The sequence below is a fragment of the Streptomyces sp. AA1529 genome, from assembly GCF_000280905.1.
Taxonomy (GTDB): Bacteria; Actinomycetota; Actinomycetes; order Streptomycetales; family Streptomycetaceae; genus Streptomyces.
Genome location: NZ_ALAP01000032.1, coordinates 140,527 through 155,991, shown reverse-complemented (window position 1 = coordinate 155,991; position 15,465 = coordinate 140,527). Strand labels below are relative to the sequence as shown.

The window sequence follows — 15,465 nt, the reverse complement described above, 5'->3', positions numbered from 1 at the left end:
GATCGCCGGGGCCGGGGCCCACACCTGGCCGCGGGCGGCCGGGCAGGGCGGGCGCCGGCACCCGGCGGAGGGGGCCGAGCGCGGGCGGGCGTGCCGCCACCCGCGCACCTATGTCCGTCGTGGCCAACACGCGGTCCGCACTTCTCCGGAGCGGTGCATGTGTCCTCCGTCCGCGTGCCCCTAGCCTGCGAAGTGCCAGACACCCGTTCCTCCCGAGGAGTGCGCTATGACCGGAAAGACGGAACTGTCCGGAGGGCCTTCCCTCCCCCAGGAGCGGCGTGTGGTCACCGCTGTCCCCGGGCCCGTGTCGCAGGAGCTGATGGCCCGCAAGCAGGCCTCGGTCGCCAACGGCATCGGGACGGTGCTGCCGGTCTTCGCGCGCCGCGCCGGCGGTGGCGTCCTGGAGGACGTGGACGGCAACTCCTTCATCGACTTCGGCTCCGGTATCGCCGTGACCTCGGTCGGCAACAGCGCCGAGGCGGTCGTGCGCCGGGCGACGGAGCAGCTCAACGACTTCACCCACACCTGCGCGATGGTCGTTCCCTACGAGCCCTATGTGCGGGTCTGCGAGGAGCTGGCCGCGGTCACCCCGGGCGACCACGCCAAGAAGAGCGCGCTGTTCAACTCCGGCGCCGAGGCGGTGGAGAACGCTGTCAAGATCGCCCGCGCGCACACCGGCCGCCAGGCCGTCGTGGTGTTCGACCACGGCTACCACGGCCGCACCAACCTGACGATGGCGCTCACCTCGAAGAACATGCCGTACAAGCACAGCTTCGGCCCGTTCGCGCCCGAGGTCTACCGCGTCCCGGTCGCCTACCCCTACCGCTGGCTGACCGGCCCGGAGAACTGCGCCGAGGAGGCCGCGGCCCAGGCGATCGACCAGATCACCAAGCAGATCGGCCCCGACAACGTCGCCGCGATCATCATCGAACCGGTGCTGGGCGAGGGCGGCTTCATCGTCCCGGCGAAGGGCTTCCTGCCGCGCATCCAGCAGTTCGCGCGGGACAACGGCATCGTCTTCGTCGCGGACGAGATCCAGTCCGGCTTCTGTCGCACCGGCCAGTGGTTCGCCTGCGAGGACGAGGGCCTCGTGCCGGACCTGATCACCACCGCGAAGGGCATCGCGGGCGGTATGCCGCTGGCCGCGGTCACCGGCCGGGCCGACATCATGGACGCCGCGCACAGCGGCGGGCTGGGCGGCACCTACGGCGGCAACCCGGTGGCGTGCGCGGCCGCGCTCGGATCCATCGAGACGATGCGCGAGCTCGACCTCCCCGCCAAGGCGCGGCGCATCGAGGAGATCATGAAGCCGCGGCTGGAGAAGCTGGCGGAGAGTTCCGGGATCATCGGCGATGTCCGCGGCCGGGGCGCCATGCTCGCCCTCGAGCTGGTGAAGCCGGGCGGCAAGGAGCCCAACCCGGAGGCCACCGCGGCGCTCGCGAAGGCATGCCACCAGCAGGGCCTGCTCGTCCTGACGACCGGCACCTACGGCAACGTCGTGCGCTTCCTGCCGCCGCTGGTCATCGGCGAGGACCTGCTCAACGAGGGTCTCGACGTCCTGGAGGAGGCGGTCGCCGGGCTGTGAGGGCCCGGGGGCTCGCCGAGCCCTGTCGAGCGAGCCGTCGGCCGGTCTTCCCCCCCGGCCGACGGCTCGCGGCGGTTCGGCGGGGTGGTGCGCGGCGCGCGGCCGCGCAGGGGGACGGGAGGACCGGTCGTCCGGGCGGCCGGTCCTCCCTCCGGCCGCGTCCGGGGCCGGTAGCGTGGTCGGGACGCGCGCTCACCGGCGCCGCGTACCGCCCCAGCGGGCGGTGACCAGCAGGGGAGCAGCAGCGGTGAAGAATGTGTGCGGGGCCGATGTCCGGTGCGTAATGCGCCTGTCGGGGCCCGGGCCGCTGCCGTACGGTTTCTTGAGTCGCCGGGCGGCGCGGAGGGCCACCTCCGGGCCCCCGGTCCGAGCCGGGCGCTCCCCAAGACAGGCCCGGTCGTGCCCTCGCGCACGTTCCTCACCGATCGGATAGCCGCTTGTCCCACACCCCCCGGGACCGGCGGGAACCCGGTCGACACGGCCGCCCTGGAGCTGTCCCCCCGGTTCCCGGGCGGCCGGCCACGCTCACGCCTCCTCCGGGCTCCGGAGCATCGCACCGCCGTCGGCCGCTGCTGGTATCCGCCTGCGGCCTGTGCGCTCTCGTGCTGCTTCTGGGCACCTGGCAGGTGTTGGTGAAGGGTGCGCTGGTCGGCCGGGACGAGGAGCTGGGCGCGGCCGTGCGCCGGGCGGCGCCCCCGCGGATGCCGGCCGAGGCGCTCGCGGATCTGGGCAATCCGGAGGTGGCGTTGCCGCTGCTCGCCGCCGCGATGGTGCTGTCGCTGCTGCGTTCGAGGGGTCGCCGGTGGTGGCCGGTGGTGTGCTACGGGGCAGCCGTGGCGCTGATGGTTCCCCTGGTGCTGGGCCTGAAGATGTGGACGGACCGCGCCGGCCCGTCCGGCGGTGGGGGCTTCTATCCGTCCGGGCACGCCGCCACCACGGCGGCGGTGTGCGGCGGCGCGCTGCTCGTGCTGAGCGGCGGACTCTCCCCCGCGGCGCGCCGAGCGGCGGGGACGCTGGTCGTCGCCCTGGTGGTCGGGAACGGGCTCGGGCTGGTGTGGCGGGGGTACCACTGGCCGCTGGACGTGCTGGCGGGCTGGTGTCTGAGCGTGTTGCTGCTGTGTGGGGCCTTCGTGGCCGCACACCGGCCGGGGCTCGGCGCCCGCCTGCCACGCTCCGGCGGGCCGTGACCGCACGGCAGCAGGGTGCCGTGCGGCCGGAACCCGCCACGGGCCCGCCGGGCGCCGCCGGCCGGGGGCTGAGGCACGGCGGGCGCCCTCCCGCCGGAGACGCCGGCGGTACCGTCAGCTGTCGAAACCCATGCCCACCTTGTCCAGGGCCTTCAGCCACAGGTTGCGGCGTCCGGCCTGCGCGTCGGAGCGGGCCAGCGACCACTGGGTGAGGCCGATCCCGGCCCAGCGGACCGGCTCCGGCGGGAACGGGAGCGGCTTCTTGCGCACCATCCGCAGCGCGGTGCGCTCGGTGGGCTCGCCCGCGAGCAGGTCGAGCACGACCTCGGCACCGAACCGGGTGGCACCGACGCCGAGCCCGGTGAAGCCCGCGGCGTAGCCGACGCGGCCGTCGGCGGCGGTGCCGAAGAACGGGGAGAAGCGCGAGCAGGTGTCGATGACGCCGCCCCAGCTGTGGGTGAAGCGCAGTCCCTCGAGCTGCGGGAAGCAGCGGAAGAAGTGCCGGGCGAGCTTGGCGAAGGTCTCGGGGCGCTGGTGGTAGTCGCGGGAGATCCGGCTGCCGTAGTGGTAGAGGACGTCGTAGCCGCCCCACAGGATGCGGTGGTCCGTGGTGATGCGGAAGTAGTGGAAGTGGTTGGCGCTGTCGCTGAGGCCCTGGCGGTTGTGCCAGTTGACCGCCGCCCGCTGCTCCTCGTCAAGCGGTTCGGTCATCAGCGCGTAGTCGTAGACGGGGGCGATGTAGGGCCGCACCCGGCGCAGCAGCGAGGGGAAGGCGTTGGTGCCCAGGGCGACGCTGCGGGCGTGCACCCGGCCGTAGGGAGTGCCGACGGCGATCTCGGCGCCGCGGGTGTCCAGCCGGGTCGCGGGGGTGTGCTCGTGGATGCGGACGCCGGCCTGTTCGCAGGCGCGCTTGAGGCCCCAGGCGAGGCGGGCGGGGTTGACCATGGCGACTCCGGTGCGGTCCCAGAGTCCGGCCAGGAAGGTCGGCGAGTCGGCTTCGGCGCGCACCGCGTCCCGGCCGAGCAGGGTCAGCCCGTCGCCCACGCCGAGCGCCTCGGCCTGCTGCGCCCATTCCTCCAGTTCGGCGACCTGGTGGGGCTCGGTGGCCAGGGCGATTTCGCCGGTGCGCTCGAAGTCGCAGTCGATGGCGTAGCGGGAGACGGCTTCCTGGATGGCGTCCAGGTTGCGCCGGCCCAGCCGTTCGAGTTCGGCGATCTCCTCGGGCCAGCGGGCGAGGCCGTTGCCGAAACCGTGGGTGAGCGAGGCGGCGCAGAAGCCGCCGTTGCGTCCGGAGGCGGCCCAGCCGACCTCCTCGCTCTCCACGAGCACCACGTCGCGGGCGGGGTTCCGTTCCTTGGCGAGCAGCGCGGTCCACAGGCCGCTGTAGCCGCCTCCGACCACCAGCAGGTCGCAGTGCTCGTCGCCGACGAGTGCCGGGCGGCGCTCGGGGCGGTGGGCCGGGTCGTCCAGCCAGAAGGGGGTGGGCAGGGCGTCGGCGAGGGAGCGGAGAGCAGTAGAAGAGGCCACGGCGTCACTCACGGTCATCGACTCCTCGTCGTACTCAGGTGTGCGGTCCCGGGGTCGTTCATGGTCGTCCTTCTTCCTGGCGGCTCCGCGCGGCGCGCGCCAGGGGCGGCGCCGCGTCGTACGCCCGGGGGCGGTGCCGCGTCGTAGGTCCGGCGCCGCCGGACAGGGTGCCGACCGGGGTGCCGGGGCCGGCTGCGCGCGGTGCACCGGGAGGCGATCCTCACGGCTTCCCGCGGCGGTTGGCCGCGAGCTGCCCTGCCAGCACGATCACCAGCGCCAGCCCGAACATCGCCGAGCCGATCACGTTGACCTGCACGGGGACGCCGCGCTGTGCCGCGCCCCAGACGAACATGGGGAAAGTGACCGTCGAGGGACCCGCGTTGAACTGGGTGATGATGAAGTCGTCGAACGAGAGGGCGAAGCTGAGCATGGCGCCGGAGGCGATTCCCGGTGCGGCGAGCGGCAGGGTGACGCGCCAGAACGTCTGGAAGGGGCCCGCGTAGAGGTCGCGGGCGGCCTCCTCCAGGCGGGGATCCATGCTCATCACCCGGGCCTTGACGGCGACCACGACGAAGCTCAGGCAGAACATGACATGCGCGATCAGAATCGTCATGAACCCGAACTCGACGCGGGTGTTGAGGAAGAGGGTGCCGAGGGAGGCGCCCATCACGACTTCGGGCATGGCCATCGGCAGGAAGATCAGTGCGTTGGTGGTGCTCTTGCCCCGGAAGCGGTAGCGCGCCAGCGCGAAGGCGGCGAACGTGCCGAAGGCCGTGGCGATCAGGGTGGCCAGCGCCGCGATCTGCAGGCTGAGTCCGAGCGCGTCGCACATCCCGGCGACGCTGCACGGGTCGGTCCAGGCATCGGTGGAGAAGGTGCGCCAGGTGTAGTTGAAGCGGCCGGCCGGCTTGTTGAAGGAGAACAGCAGGACGACCAGGTTGGGCACCAGCAGACAGGCCAGGGCCGCGCATCCCACCAGGACGACGGCGTTCCGGCGCAGCAGCCGCAGTGCTGCCGCGAACGGCCCGGGACGGGCCGCGGCACGCGCAGCCGCGGTCGGGGCGGTCGGGGGCGGAGTCGGGGTCATCAGACCAGTTCCTCCGTCCCCGCCTTGCGCAGATAGCCGCTGACCATGATCAGGATGAGCGCCATCAGGATGAAGGACATCGCTGCCGCCGTCGGGTAGTCGAGAACGTTCAGGAACTGCTTCTGGATGGCGTTGCCCACCATCTGCTCGTTGGGCGAGCCGAGGAGCTGGGCGTTGATGTAGTCGCCGGACGCCGGGATGAAGGTGAGCAGCGTGCCCGCGACCACCCCGGGAAGAGAGAGCGGGAAGGTCACCTTCCGGAACGTCGTCGACGGTGTGGCGTACAGGTCCCGGGCCGCTTCGAGCAGCGAGGTGTCCATCCGCTCCAGGGAGCTGTAGAGCGGCAGGATCATGAAGGGCAGGAAGTTGTACGTCAGTCCGCAGACCACGGCCAGCGGGGTGGCCAGGACGCGGTCGGCACCGGTCAGTCCCAGCCAGCCGGTCACGTCCAGGATGTGCAGGGAGCTCAGGACGGACACGACGGGGCCGCCGTCGGAGAGGATCGTCTTCCAGGCCAGGGTGCGGATGAGGAAGCTGGTGAAGAACGGGGCGATCACCAGGACCAGCAGCAGGTTGCGCCAGCGCCCGGCCCGGAGGGCGATCATGTACGCCAGCGGATAGCCGATGAGCAGGCACAGTGCCGTCGCGACGGCCGCGTAGCCGAACGAGCGGAGGAAGTGTTCGCCGTAGGTGCCCAGCGCGTCGGTGTAGTTCGAGAACTGCCAGGTGACGCGGAAGCCCTCCTCCAGCGAGCCGCTCTGCACCGAGGTGGACGCCTGGTAGAAGAGCGGGGCGACGAAGAAGACCGCGAGCCAGAGCCCGGCGGGCAGCAGCAGCCAGTAGGGGGTCAGTCCGCGCCGCGGCCGTCGTCCGCCGGCCGCGGAGTCCGCGGTGCCGGGCTCCTGGCCGGTGCCCGGCGCCGCACCGGGCGCGGGGCCGGCGGGCGGGGGTGTGGCCACGGCGGTCACAGGGCCTCCTCCCCCGCACGTGCGTCCTGGTCCGCGTCGAGTGCGAAGGTGTGCGCGGGCCGCCAGTGCAGGACGACGTGCGCGCCCGGCGCGAGCCGGCTGTCGCGCTCCACGTTCTGCTCGTAGACGGTGAGTTCGCAGGCCGGGGTTTCGACGAGGTACTGCCAGGAGACGCCCAGATAGCCGGCTTCCCGGATCCGGCCGGTGAGCCGGTTGCGGCCGTCGGGGACCTCAGGGGGGACCGTGCCCGCCTCGTCGGTACAGGCGAGGGAGATCTTCTCCGGCCGCACGCCGACCAGCACTCTGCCGCCCGGGGGCAGCCCCTCGGCCGAACAGCGGGCCGCGGGCAGCCGGAGCGGGTCGCCGGTCTCCACCACCTTGACCCGCATCTCGGTGCCGTCTCCGGCACCGTCCGGGGAAGCGTTCCCGGCGTCGGAGAGCAGTTCGGCCTCGATCAGGTTGGAGGTGCCCAGGAAGTTGGCGACGAAGGTGGAGCGCGGGTTCTCGTACAGATCGGCGGGCGGTCCGAGTTGGACGACACGCCCGCCGTGCATCACGGCCACGCCGTCGGCCATGGTCATGGCCTCTTCCTGGTCGTGGGTGACGTGCACGAAGGTGATGCCGACCTCGGTCTGGATGCGCTTGAGCTCGAGCTGCATCTGGCGGCGCAGCTTGAGGTCCAGGGCGCCCAGCGGCTCGTCCAGGAGCAGGACCTGGGGGCGGTTGATCAGGGCCCGGGCGAGGGCGACGCGCTGCTGCTGTCCGCCGGAGAGCTGCCGGGGTCTGCGGCGGGCCATGTCGCCGAGCTGGACGAGGTCGAGCATCTCCGCGACCTGCTTGCGGACCGACTTCACCCCGCGGCGGCGCAGTCCGAAGGCGACGTTCTCCGCGACGTCCAGGTGCGGGAAGAGCGCGTAGTTCTGGAAGACGGTGTTGACGGGGCGTTTGTGGGGCGGGAGGTGGGTGATGTCCTCGTCGCCCAGCAGGATGCTGCCGGAGGTCGGCTCCTCCAGGCCCGCGATCATGCGCAGTGTGGTGGTCTTGCCGCAGCCGGAGGCGCCCAGCAGGGCGAAGAACGTCCCCTCGGGAACCGTGAGGTCGAGCGGCTGGACGGCGGTGACGTCGCCGAAGGTCTTGCTGATACCGGAAAGGGTGATGGTCATGGCCGGTCCTCGGGGATGCGGGCTGGCGCGGACAGGGACGCGGGCGGCTCAGGCCCCGATGAGCTTGGAGAACTTCTCCTCGTAGCGGGCTTCTTCCTTGGCGCTCATCGGCCGGAAGTTCTTCCCCTTGGCGATCATGCGCGCGTCGGGGAAGATCAGCGGAGCGTCGGCCAGCTCTTTGTCGATCTTCTCCATCTCGGCCTGGGCACCGGTGACCGGGCAGATGTAGTTGACCCAGGCAGCCAGCTCGGCGGCCTCCCTGGGCTGGTAGTAGTAGTCGATCAGTGCCTCGGCGTTGCCGCGGTGCCGGGCCTTGGCGGGAACGAGCAGGTCGTCCGTGCCGAAGAGGTATCCCTTGTCGGGGACGGCGAACTCCACGTCCGGGTTGTCGAGCTGGAGCTGTACGACGTCCCCGGCCCATGCCAGGCAGGCGGCGATGTCACCGGAGTTGAGCTCGTCCATGTAGTCGTTGCCGCTGAAGCGCCGCAGCTGCCTGCGGTCGACGGCCTTCTGGATCCGGGCGACGGCGGCGTCGAAGTCGTCCGCCGAGAAGTGCTCGGAGTCGACCCCCATGTCGAGCATGGTCAGCCCGATGGTGTCGGTCATCTCCGTCAGCATGGATATCCGGCCCTTGAGGGAATCGTCCTCCAGCAGTTGGGTGACGCTGGTGACCCTCTTCCCCTTGGTGGCCTTCTTGTTGTACGCGACGACGCAGGCCGTGCCCGCCCAGGGGTAGCTGTACTGCCGTCCGGGATCGTGGGCGGCCGCGCGGAATCGGTCCTCCAGGTTGGTGACGGCGTGCGGCAGGTTCGCCGGGTCCAGGCGCTGCGCCCAGCCCTGCCGGATGATGCGGCCAGCCATCCAGTCGGTGAGGCACACCAGGTCGCGGCCGGTGTCCTGGCCTGCGGCGAGCTGCGGCTTGATCTTGCCGTAGAACTCGTTGTTGTCGTTGATGTCCTCGATGTATTTCACCTTGATCCCGCTCTCGCGCTGGAAGCGGTCGAGAGTGGGACGCTTCTTCTTGTTCTTCTCGTCGACATCGATGTAGAGGGGCCAGTTGGCGAAGTTGAGGACCTTCTCCTCGCGGGAGTGGTCGGGGGCGTCCTCGGGCGCGTTGCCGCTCTTGTCGCCGACCGCCGGCGGGATTCCGCACGCGGCGAGGGTGGAGCCGGCCGCGGCGAGGGAGGCGGCGCGCAGCAGCCGGCGCCGGGACATCGCGGCGCGGCCACCGGTCAGACTGCGTTCCCACGCCTTGGCGACGGGCTCCGGCAGTCCTTCGAACAGGTCCATGGGGGACCGCCTTCCTGGAAGGGGGCGGGGCGGGATCGGGGTCGGGCACCCCGGGGGCGGCAGGGGGTGTCAGCTCGGGCCCGGGGTCGTCAGCGGTCGCCGAAGACCGTTCGGTGCCAGTCCTTGCGCACGGTGCCGGTCGTCTCGGCCATCACGTGCTTGATCTGGGTGTATTCCTCGAACGAGAAGGCGGACATGTCCTTGCCGTAGCCGGAGGCCTTGTATCCGCCGTGCGGCATCTCGCTGATGATCGGGATGTGGTCGTTGAGCCACACGCAGCCGGCCTGGAGCTCTCGCGCGGCGCGCCCGGTGCGGAAGACCGACCGGCTCCAGGCGGAGGCGGCGAGCCCGTAGGGCGTGTCGTTGGCCAGCGCGATCCCCTCGTCGTCGGTGTCGAAGGGCAGGACGACGAGCACCGGGCCGAAGATCTCCTGCTGGACGGCCTCGCTGTCCTGCGGAGCGTCGGTGAGGAGCGTCGGACGGTAGTAGGCGCCGCGGGCGAGTTCCCCGCCCGGCGCCTCGCCCCCGGTGACGACGGTGGCGTAGGAGCGGGCCCGGTCGACGAAGCCGGCCACCCGGTCGCGTTGCGCATGGGAGATCAGCGGACCCAGGTCCGTGTCGGCCGCGAACGGGTCACCGACACGAACCCCGTTCATCAGTTCGGCGACAGCCTCCACGAAGGCGTCGTAGAGCGGGCGCTGGACGTAGGCGCGGGTCGCCGCCGTGCAGTCCTGACCGCTGTTGATCAGAGCGCCCGCGACCGCGCCGTGTGCCGCCGCGGCCAGGTCCGCGTCGTCGAACACCAGGAACGGCGCCTTGCCGCCGAGTTCGAGGTGCAGGCGCTTGGCGGGACGGGAGGCCGTGGTGGCGATCTCGGCCACCCGCCTGCCGACGGCCGTGGAGCCGGTGAAGGAGGTCATGGCCACCCCGGGGTGGGCGACGAGCGCCTCGCCCGCGTCCGGCCCGGCGCCGGTGACGATGTTGATCACCCCGGCCGGGACCCCCGCCTCCTCCGCGGCCTGCGCGAACATCACGGAGGTGAGCGGCGTGAGCTCGGAAGGCTTGAGGACGATGGTGTTGCCCGCCGCGACGGCCGGGAGGATCTTCCAGGCCGCCATCTGCAGCGGGTAGTTCCACGGCGCGATGGATCCGATGACACCCAGCGGCTCCCGCCGGACGGAGGAGGTGTGCTCCCCGCTGTACTCGGCGGCCGCCGCACCGGCGAGGTGCCGGGCTGATCCCGCGAAGAAGGCGACGTTGTCGAACGAGCCCGGGATGTCGAACTCGGCGGAGAGCTTGAGCGGTTTGCCGCACTGCAGCGACTCGGCGTACACGAACTCGTCGGTCAGCGTGGCGAGCCGGGCGGCCCAGCGGTGCATGGCCTCCGAGCGCTCGGCGGGCGTGGCGCCGGCCCAGCCGGGCAGGGCCGCACGGGCGGCGCCGACCGCGGCGTCGATGTCGGCCGCGCCGGCCAGCTCGAACCGGTGCACCTCCGCACCGGTCGCGGGGTCGACGACGGCGTGCGAGCGGCCGGAGGTGCCGGGGCCGAGCCGGCCGGCGACGTACTGGGCGCCCGCGGCGAACCGTTCGGACACATCGAAGCGCTGGACCATCGGGACTCCTGACACTGCGGGGTGCGGCGTGCTCCGGCGGCTCCGCGGCACGGTTCGCATCAAGCGGCACCGTGGCCCAGACCGCTGTTGGCAGCAGATCCTGGCAGGGCTCCGCGCATCCAACAAGGGATTCCGTAGTTATCTTTTGATTACGCCACGGAATCGATACCCGCATCGGGCTTCCGCCTCCCACGGCGCCGCCGGCGGCCGGACGGCGGGAAAGGGCAGGGCACGGCGAGGGGCGGCCCTCCGCACTCCGTGGAAGGCCGCCCCTCGCCGTGCTGCTCGGGAAGTCCGCTCAGCGCACCGCCGCGACCGGCGCACGGGTGCCCCGGGCGTCGAAGGAGTCGCCGTCGCCACCCCCCGGCCCGCCGCCGGAATCGTCCGACCAGACCGTCAGGCCGAGGATCAGGAGCGTGCTGACGAGCACCGCCAGCGCCAGTCCGACGATGCCGAGGACGAACCCCGCCGTCGCCTGCCCGCTGCCGCCCTGCTCCCCCCTGGCCACCGCGCGCCGCGCGCTGACGCCCAGGACCAGCGCGACGGGGGAGGAGAGGACGGCGAGGAAACTCCCCCAGCAGGTCAGAACCAGCACCACGCTGCCGATACCGACCACCATGGCGGCCACCGACTTGCCGACCGGCGGCGGCGGTCCGTACCAGCCGTACGGCGCGTAGGCTCCCGCGCCGTAGCCGCCGCCCGCGCCGGGCCGGGCGCCGTGGCCCGGGTATCCGCCCGCCGCCCCGTACCCCGGCGGCCCGCCGCCGTAGCCGTGCGGCCCCGGTGCCGCGGGCACGCCCTGCGGTGGGTACCCCGCCGCGGTTGGTACGCCGTAGGAGCGGCCCGGGCCGTCCGGCGCCGGGGGTATCGGAGGCGGCTTACCGCTCCCCTGACCGTCGTCGCTCCCCCCGCTCGGCTGCCCGGGCGCTCCGGCAGGCGGCAGCGGTCCCGCCCCCTTGTCCATCGCGTCCCCTCTCCCTCCACATGGTCCCTTCACCTCATGCTATGCGGCTGCTCGGACACACGTCCGGCACCGGGGCGCCTACGATGACCGGACCCGCAACGGAGCCGGAGGCATCCCTTGTCCGAATCCTCAGATCTGGCCGCCTTCATCGCAGGGCTGCCCAAGGCGGAGCTGCATGTGCACCATGTCGGCTCCGCCTCGCCGCGGATCGTGGCCGAACTCGCGGCCCGCCATCCGGAGGCGGGCGTGCCGACGGACCCCGAGGCCCTCGCCGACTACTTCACGTTCACCGACTTCGCGCACTTCATCCAGGTCTACCTCTCGGTCGTGGACCTGGTCCGGGACGCCGAGGACGTGCGCCTGCTGACCTACGAGATCGCCCGCGACATGGCGCGGCAGTCGATCCGGTACGCGGAACTGACCGTGACGCCCTACAGCTCGGTGAGCCGCGGCATCCCCGACGGCGCCTTCCTGGAGGCCATCGAGGACGCCCGCCGCTCCGCCGAGCGGGAACTGGGCGTGGTGCTGCGCTGGACCTTCGACATCCCGGGCGAGGCGGGACTGGAGGCGGCCGAGGAGACGACGCGGATCGCCACCGCGCTGGCCCCGGACGGGCTGGTCTCCTTCGGGCTCGGCGGTCCGGAGATCGGGGTGCCCCGCCCGCAGTTCAAGCCCTACTTCGACCGGGCGCTGGCCACCGGGCTGCACAGCGTCCCGCACGCGGGGGAGACGACGGGTCCGGGCACGATCTGGGACGCGCTCACCTCGCTGCGGGCCGAACGCATCGGCCACGGCACGAGCGCCGTCCAGGACCCGCGGCTGCTGGAGCACCTGGCCGAGCGCGGGATTCCGCTGGAGGTCTGTCCTACCTCGAACATCGCGACCCGCGCGGTGGAGTCCCTCGCCGACCATCCCGTCGCCGAGATGGTCAAGGCGGGGGTGCTGGTCACCATCAACAGCGACGACCCGCCGATGTTCGGCACCGACCTCAACACCGAGTACGGCATCGCGGCGAAGCTGCTGGGCCTGGACGCGGCGGAAGTGGCCGCGCTGGCCAGGAACGCGGTGCGGGTGTCCTTCCTGGACGAGGGCGGCAAGGCCCGGCTGTGCGAGGAGATCGACGCCCACCTGGCAGCCTGGCAGCGTACGGGATGACCGGAGAACCGGCCGGAGCGGACCGGCCCGCGGCGGCTCCCCCGGGCCGCCGGCCGGCCGCGGTGGCGCACCGGGGCGCGCCCTGGGCCGCACGCGAGAACACCCTGCCGTCCTTCCGCGCCGCCGTGGCCGCGGGGGCCGACGCCGTGGAACTGGATGTGCGGCTCACCCGGGACGGGGTGCCCGTGGTGCTGCACGACCGCACCCTGGAGCGGCTGTGGGGGCACGATGCCGCCGTGGGGACGGTCAGCCGTGAACGGCTGACCGAGCTGGCTCCCGGCGTGCCCGCGCTCACCGACGCGCTCGCGGCCACCCGCGGGGTCCGCACCCTGGTCGATCTGCCCGATCCCGGCGCGGTGGCGGCCGCGGTCGCGGCCGTGCGGGCCGCGGACGCGGCCGACCGCGTCTACTACTGCGGCGGCCCGGAGGCGATGCGGCGGGTGCGCGCCGTGTCGCCGGGTGCCGAACTGGCCCTCACCTGGGAGCGCGCGGCGCCGGTGCGGCCGACGCTGCTCGCGGAGCTGCGGCCGCGCTGGCTCAACTACCGCTTCGGACTGCTCACCCCGGAACTGGTCGCCCGTGCGCACGCGGACGGGCGGCTGGTCTCCGCGTGGACGGCCGACCGGGTACGCACCATGCGCAGGCTCGCCGCGCTGGGGGTGGACGGGATCACCAGCAACCATGTCGCGCGACTGGTGCGCGCGCTGGACAGGCCGCGGCACACACGGAGTTGGCGCACGCCTGTTACATGAACCGGCTTCCGGAGGACGTCGGCGGGTGATTGGCTCATATCCGCTCGCTACGCACTCGTGAATGGAACCAGCGTGATCATCTTCGGTACCAGCAGCAAGCTGATGCAGCTCGCCATGCTCAACCTGCTCTGCGGGTTCTGCGGCAACCCGGCGGCGCACGCGCTGCGCAAGCGGGTGACGAAGTTCTCGCTCTTCTTCATCCCGCTGTTCCCGATCGCACCCGCGAAGCACTCTCTCCAGTGCACCTTCTGCGGCGCGCACACCGAGATCTCCAAGGAGAGCGCCGAGCAGCTGCTCGGCCAGGGGCAGGGCGGGGCTCCGGCCGCGGGTGCGGCTGGGCAGGCGGTGGCCGGTGTTCCGCAGCAGCCGGGCGCGCAGGGCCAGAACCCCTTCGCCGACCGCGGGCCGCAGAACCCTTACCAGTCCTGAAGTCCTGAGTCCGGGCACGGGCCGCTCCGGCGGGAGCCGCCCGTGCCCGGCGGACAGGCCCGCCCCCGGTCGGGGTGCGGGCCTGTCGCGGGTGTGGCCGCGGCCCTGCGGCGGGGGCGCCGCCCCCGCCGCAGGGTCGGCTCACAGTGCCGTCATGACGTGCTTGACCCGCGTGTAGTCCTCCAGGCCGTACATCGACAGGTCCTTGCCGTAGCCGGACTTCTTGAAGCCTCCGTGCGGCATCTCGGCGACGAGCGGGATGTGGGTGTTGATCCACACGCAGCCGAAGTCCAGGACCCTGGACATCCGCATGGCGGTGCCGTGGTCGGTGGTCCACACCGAGGAGGCCAGCGCGTACTCCACGTCGTTGGCCCACTCGACGGCCTGCGCCTCGTCGGTGAACTTCTGGACGGTGATCACCGGTCCGAAGACCTCGTTCTGGATGATCTCGTCGTCCTGCTTGAGGCCGGAGACGACGGTGGGTGCGTAGAAGTAGCCCTGGTCGCCGACCCGCTCGCCGCCCGCCTCGACCTTGGCGTGCGCGGGGAGGCGGTCGATGAAGCCCGCCACCTTCTCCAGGTGGGTCGGGTTGTTCAGCGGGCCGTAGAAGCAGTCCTCGTCGCTCAGGTCGCCGGTCCTGACCTCGGCCGCGGCCTTGGCCAGGGCCTGCACGAACTCGTCGTGGACGCCTTCCTGGACGAGCACCCGGGTGGCCGCCGTGCAGTCCTGGCCGGCGTTGAAGAAGCCGCCGTCCCGGATGCCCTCGACGGCCGCCGGGATGTCCGCGTCGTCGAAGACGACGCAGGGGGCCTTGCCGCCCAGCTCCAGGTGGACGCGCTTGAGGTCCTTGGCGCCGCTGGCGGCGACCTCCATGCCGGCCCGTACCGAGCCGGTGATGGAGGCCATCGCCGGGGTCTTGTGCTCGACGAGCAGCCGCCCGGTGTCCCGGTCGCCGCACACGACGTTGAAGACGCCCTTGGGCAGGATCGCGCCCATCAGCTCGGCCAGGAAGACCGTGGAGGCCGGGGTGGTGTCGGAGGGCTTGAGCACGACCGTGTTGCCCGCCGCGAGAGCCGGGGCGAACTTCCACACGGCCATCATCGCCGGGTAGTTCCACGGGGCGACCTGGGCGCACACGCCGATCGGCTCGCGCCGCACGAACGAGGTCAGGCCCTCCATGTACTCGCCCGCCGCCTTGCCGTCGAGCATCCGGGCGGCACCAGCGAAGAAGCGGATCTGGTCGAGCATCATCGGCAGTTCCTCCTGCCGGGTCAGCTCCAGCGGCTTGCCGCAGTTCTCGCACTCGACGGCGAGGAACTCGTCGGCGCGCGCCTCCAGCGCGTCGGCGATCTTGAGGATGGCCTGCTGGCGGGTGCCGGGCGTGGCGTCCCGCCAGGCGGGGAAGGCGGCTTCGGCGGCGGCCATCGCGGCGTCGACGTCGGCGGCGCCGGACAGCGGCGCCGTGGCGTACGCCGCACCCGTCGCCGGGTTGACCACCTCGGTGGTCCGGCCGTCCGCGGCGTCCCTGAACTCCCCGTCGATGTAGTTGCGCAGTCGACGCAGCTCGGTGGTCACTTCGCACCCCTCCTGCTCCGTTGTCCAATGGGTGAGACCGCCACCCTAACCGGCCGAGCAACGTTTTCGATACGCCCACCGCCGCTGAACAACGGAATCAGTGCCGAGTCAGTCGATTGGCTGCGGATTACATCGCTCAAGGGTTGCGGGACGGCGGATGTCTCATGCAC

General features: G+C 72.1%; 13 protein-coding genes. 5 read left to right on the top strand and 8 right to left on the bottom strand.

What is annotated here, in order from left to right; genetic code table 11:
- The first annotated feature begins 226 nt into the window (after window positions 1–226).
- Window positions 227–1,585, top strand: coding sequence for a 4-aminobutyrate--2-oxoglutarate transaminase (gene gabT / locus A949_RS0110015; RefSeq protein WP_019355873.1), 1,359 nt, complete (start codon window positions 227–229; stop codon window positions 1,583–1,585).
- 602 nt (window positions 1,586–2,187) lie between these two features.
- Window positions 2,188–2,772: a phosphatase PAP2 family protein gene (locus A949_RS0110010; protein WP_019355872.1), complete on the top strand. Its 585-nt coding sequence runs from the start codon at window positions 2,188–2,190 to the stop codon at window positions 2,770–2,772.
- Window positions 2,773–2,886: 114 nt separating this feature from the next.
- On the opposite strand, the gene A949_RS0110005 is transcribed toward A949_RS0110010, so the two are convergent.
- The 7 genes from A949_RS0110005 to A949_RS33020 all read right to left on the bottom strand — a co-directional run bounded on the left by A949_RS0110005 (window position 2,887) and on the right by A949_RS33020 (window position 11,216).
- Window positions 2,887–4,317 carry an NAD(P)/FAD-dependent oxidoreductase gene (locus tag A949_RS0110005; RefSeq protein ID WP_019355871.1) on the bottom strand — a complete coding sequence of 477 codons (1,431 nt, stop codon included), beginning with the start codon at window positions 4,315–4,317 and terminating at the stop codon, window positions 2,887–2,889.
- A 202-nt stretch (window positions 4,318–4,519) separates the two neighbouring features.
- Window positions 4,520–5,386, bottom strand: coding sequence for an ABC transporter permease subunit (locus A949_RS0110000; RefSeq protein ID WP_019355870.1), 867 nt, complete (start codon window positions 5,384–5,386; stop codon window positions 4,520–4,522).
- Window positions 5,386–6,354: an ABC transporter permease gene (locus tag A949_RS0109995; RefSeq protein WP_019355869.1), complete on the bottom strand. Its 969-nt coding sequence runs from the start codon at window positions 6,352–6,354 to the stop codon at window positions 5,386–5,388. The genes A949_RS0110000 and A949_RS0109995 overlap by 1 nt, the downstream gene beginning before the upstream one ends.
- Window positions 6,351–7,517, bottom strand: a complete 1,167-nt coding sequence (locus A949_RS0109990; RefSeq protein ID WP_019355868.1) for an ABC transporter ATP-binding protein — start codon at window positions 7,515–7,517, stop codon at window positions 6,351–6,353. Before A949_RS0109990 ends, A949_RS0109995 begins: the two co-directional genes overlap by 4 nt.
- Before the next feature lie 48 nt (window positions 7,518–7,565).
- Window positions 7,566–8,807: a polyamine ABC transporter substrate-binding protein gene (locus tag A949_RS0109985; RefSeq protein ID WP_019355867.1), complete on the bottom strand. Its 1,242-nt coding sequence runs from the start codon at window positions 8,805–8,807 to the stop codon at window positions 7,566–7,568.
- A gap of 89 nt (window positions 8,808–8,896) precedes the next feature.
- On the bottom strand, window positions 8,897–10,420 hold the full coding sequence (locus A949_RS0109980) for an aminobutyraldehyde dehydrogenase (RefSeq protein WP_019355866.1): 1,524 nt from the start codon (window positions 10,418–10,420) through the stop codon (window positions 8,897–8,899).
- A gap of 298 nt (window positions 10,421–10,718) precedes the next feature.
- Window positions 10,719–11,216, bottom strand: coding sequence for a DUF4190 domain-containing protein (locus A949_RS33020; protein WP_019355865.1), 498 nt, complete (start codon window positions 11,214–11,216; stop codon window positions 10,719–10,721).
- A 285-nt stretch (window positions 11,217–11,501) separates the two neighbouring features.
- Between A949_RS33020 and A949_RS0109970 the strand changes: the two genes are divergently transcribed.
- From A949_RS0109970 to A949_RS0109960, 3 genes are all read left to right on the top strand, one after another.
- On the top strand, window positions 11,502–12,539 hold the full coding sequence (locus A949_RS0109970; protein WP_019355864.1) for an adenosine deaminase: 1,038 nt from the start codon (window positions 11,502–11,504) through the stop codon (window positions 12,537–12,539).
- Window positions 12,536–13,291 (top strand): glycerophosphodiester phosphodiesterase, encoded by a 756-nt coding sequence (locus A949_RS0109965; RefSeq protein ID WP_019355863.1) that lies wholly within the window; start codon window positions 12,536–12,538, stop codon window positions 13,289–13,291. The genes A949_RS0109970 and A949_RS0109965 overlap by 4 nt, the downstream gene beginning before the upstream one ends.
- Window positions 13,292–13,363: 72 nt before the next feature.
- A complete protein-coding gene (locus tag A949_RS0109960) occupies window positions 13,364–13,720 on the top strand; it encodes a zinc-ribbon domain-containing protein (RefSeq protein WP_019355862.1) in 357 nt (118 codons plus the stop codon).
- 141 nt (window positions 13,721–13,861) lie between these two features.
- Here A949_RS0109960 and A949_RS0109955 read toward each other — a convergent pair whose 3' ends face one another.
- The gene (locus A949_RS0109955; RefSeq protein WP_019355861.1) at window positions 13,862–15,295 is read right to left on the bottom strand and encodes a gamma-aminobutyraldehyde dehydrogenase; all 1,434 of its coding nucleotides are present in this window, start codon (window positions 15,293–15,295) and stop codon (window positions 13,862–13,864) included.
- Window positions 15,296–15,465: the final 170 nt, after the last annotated feature.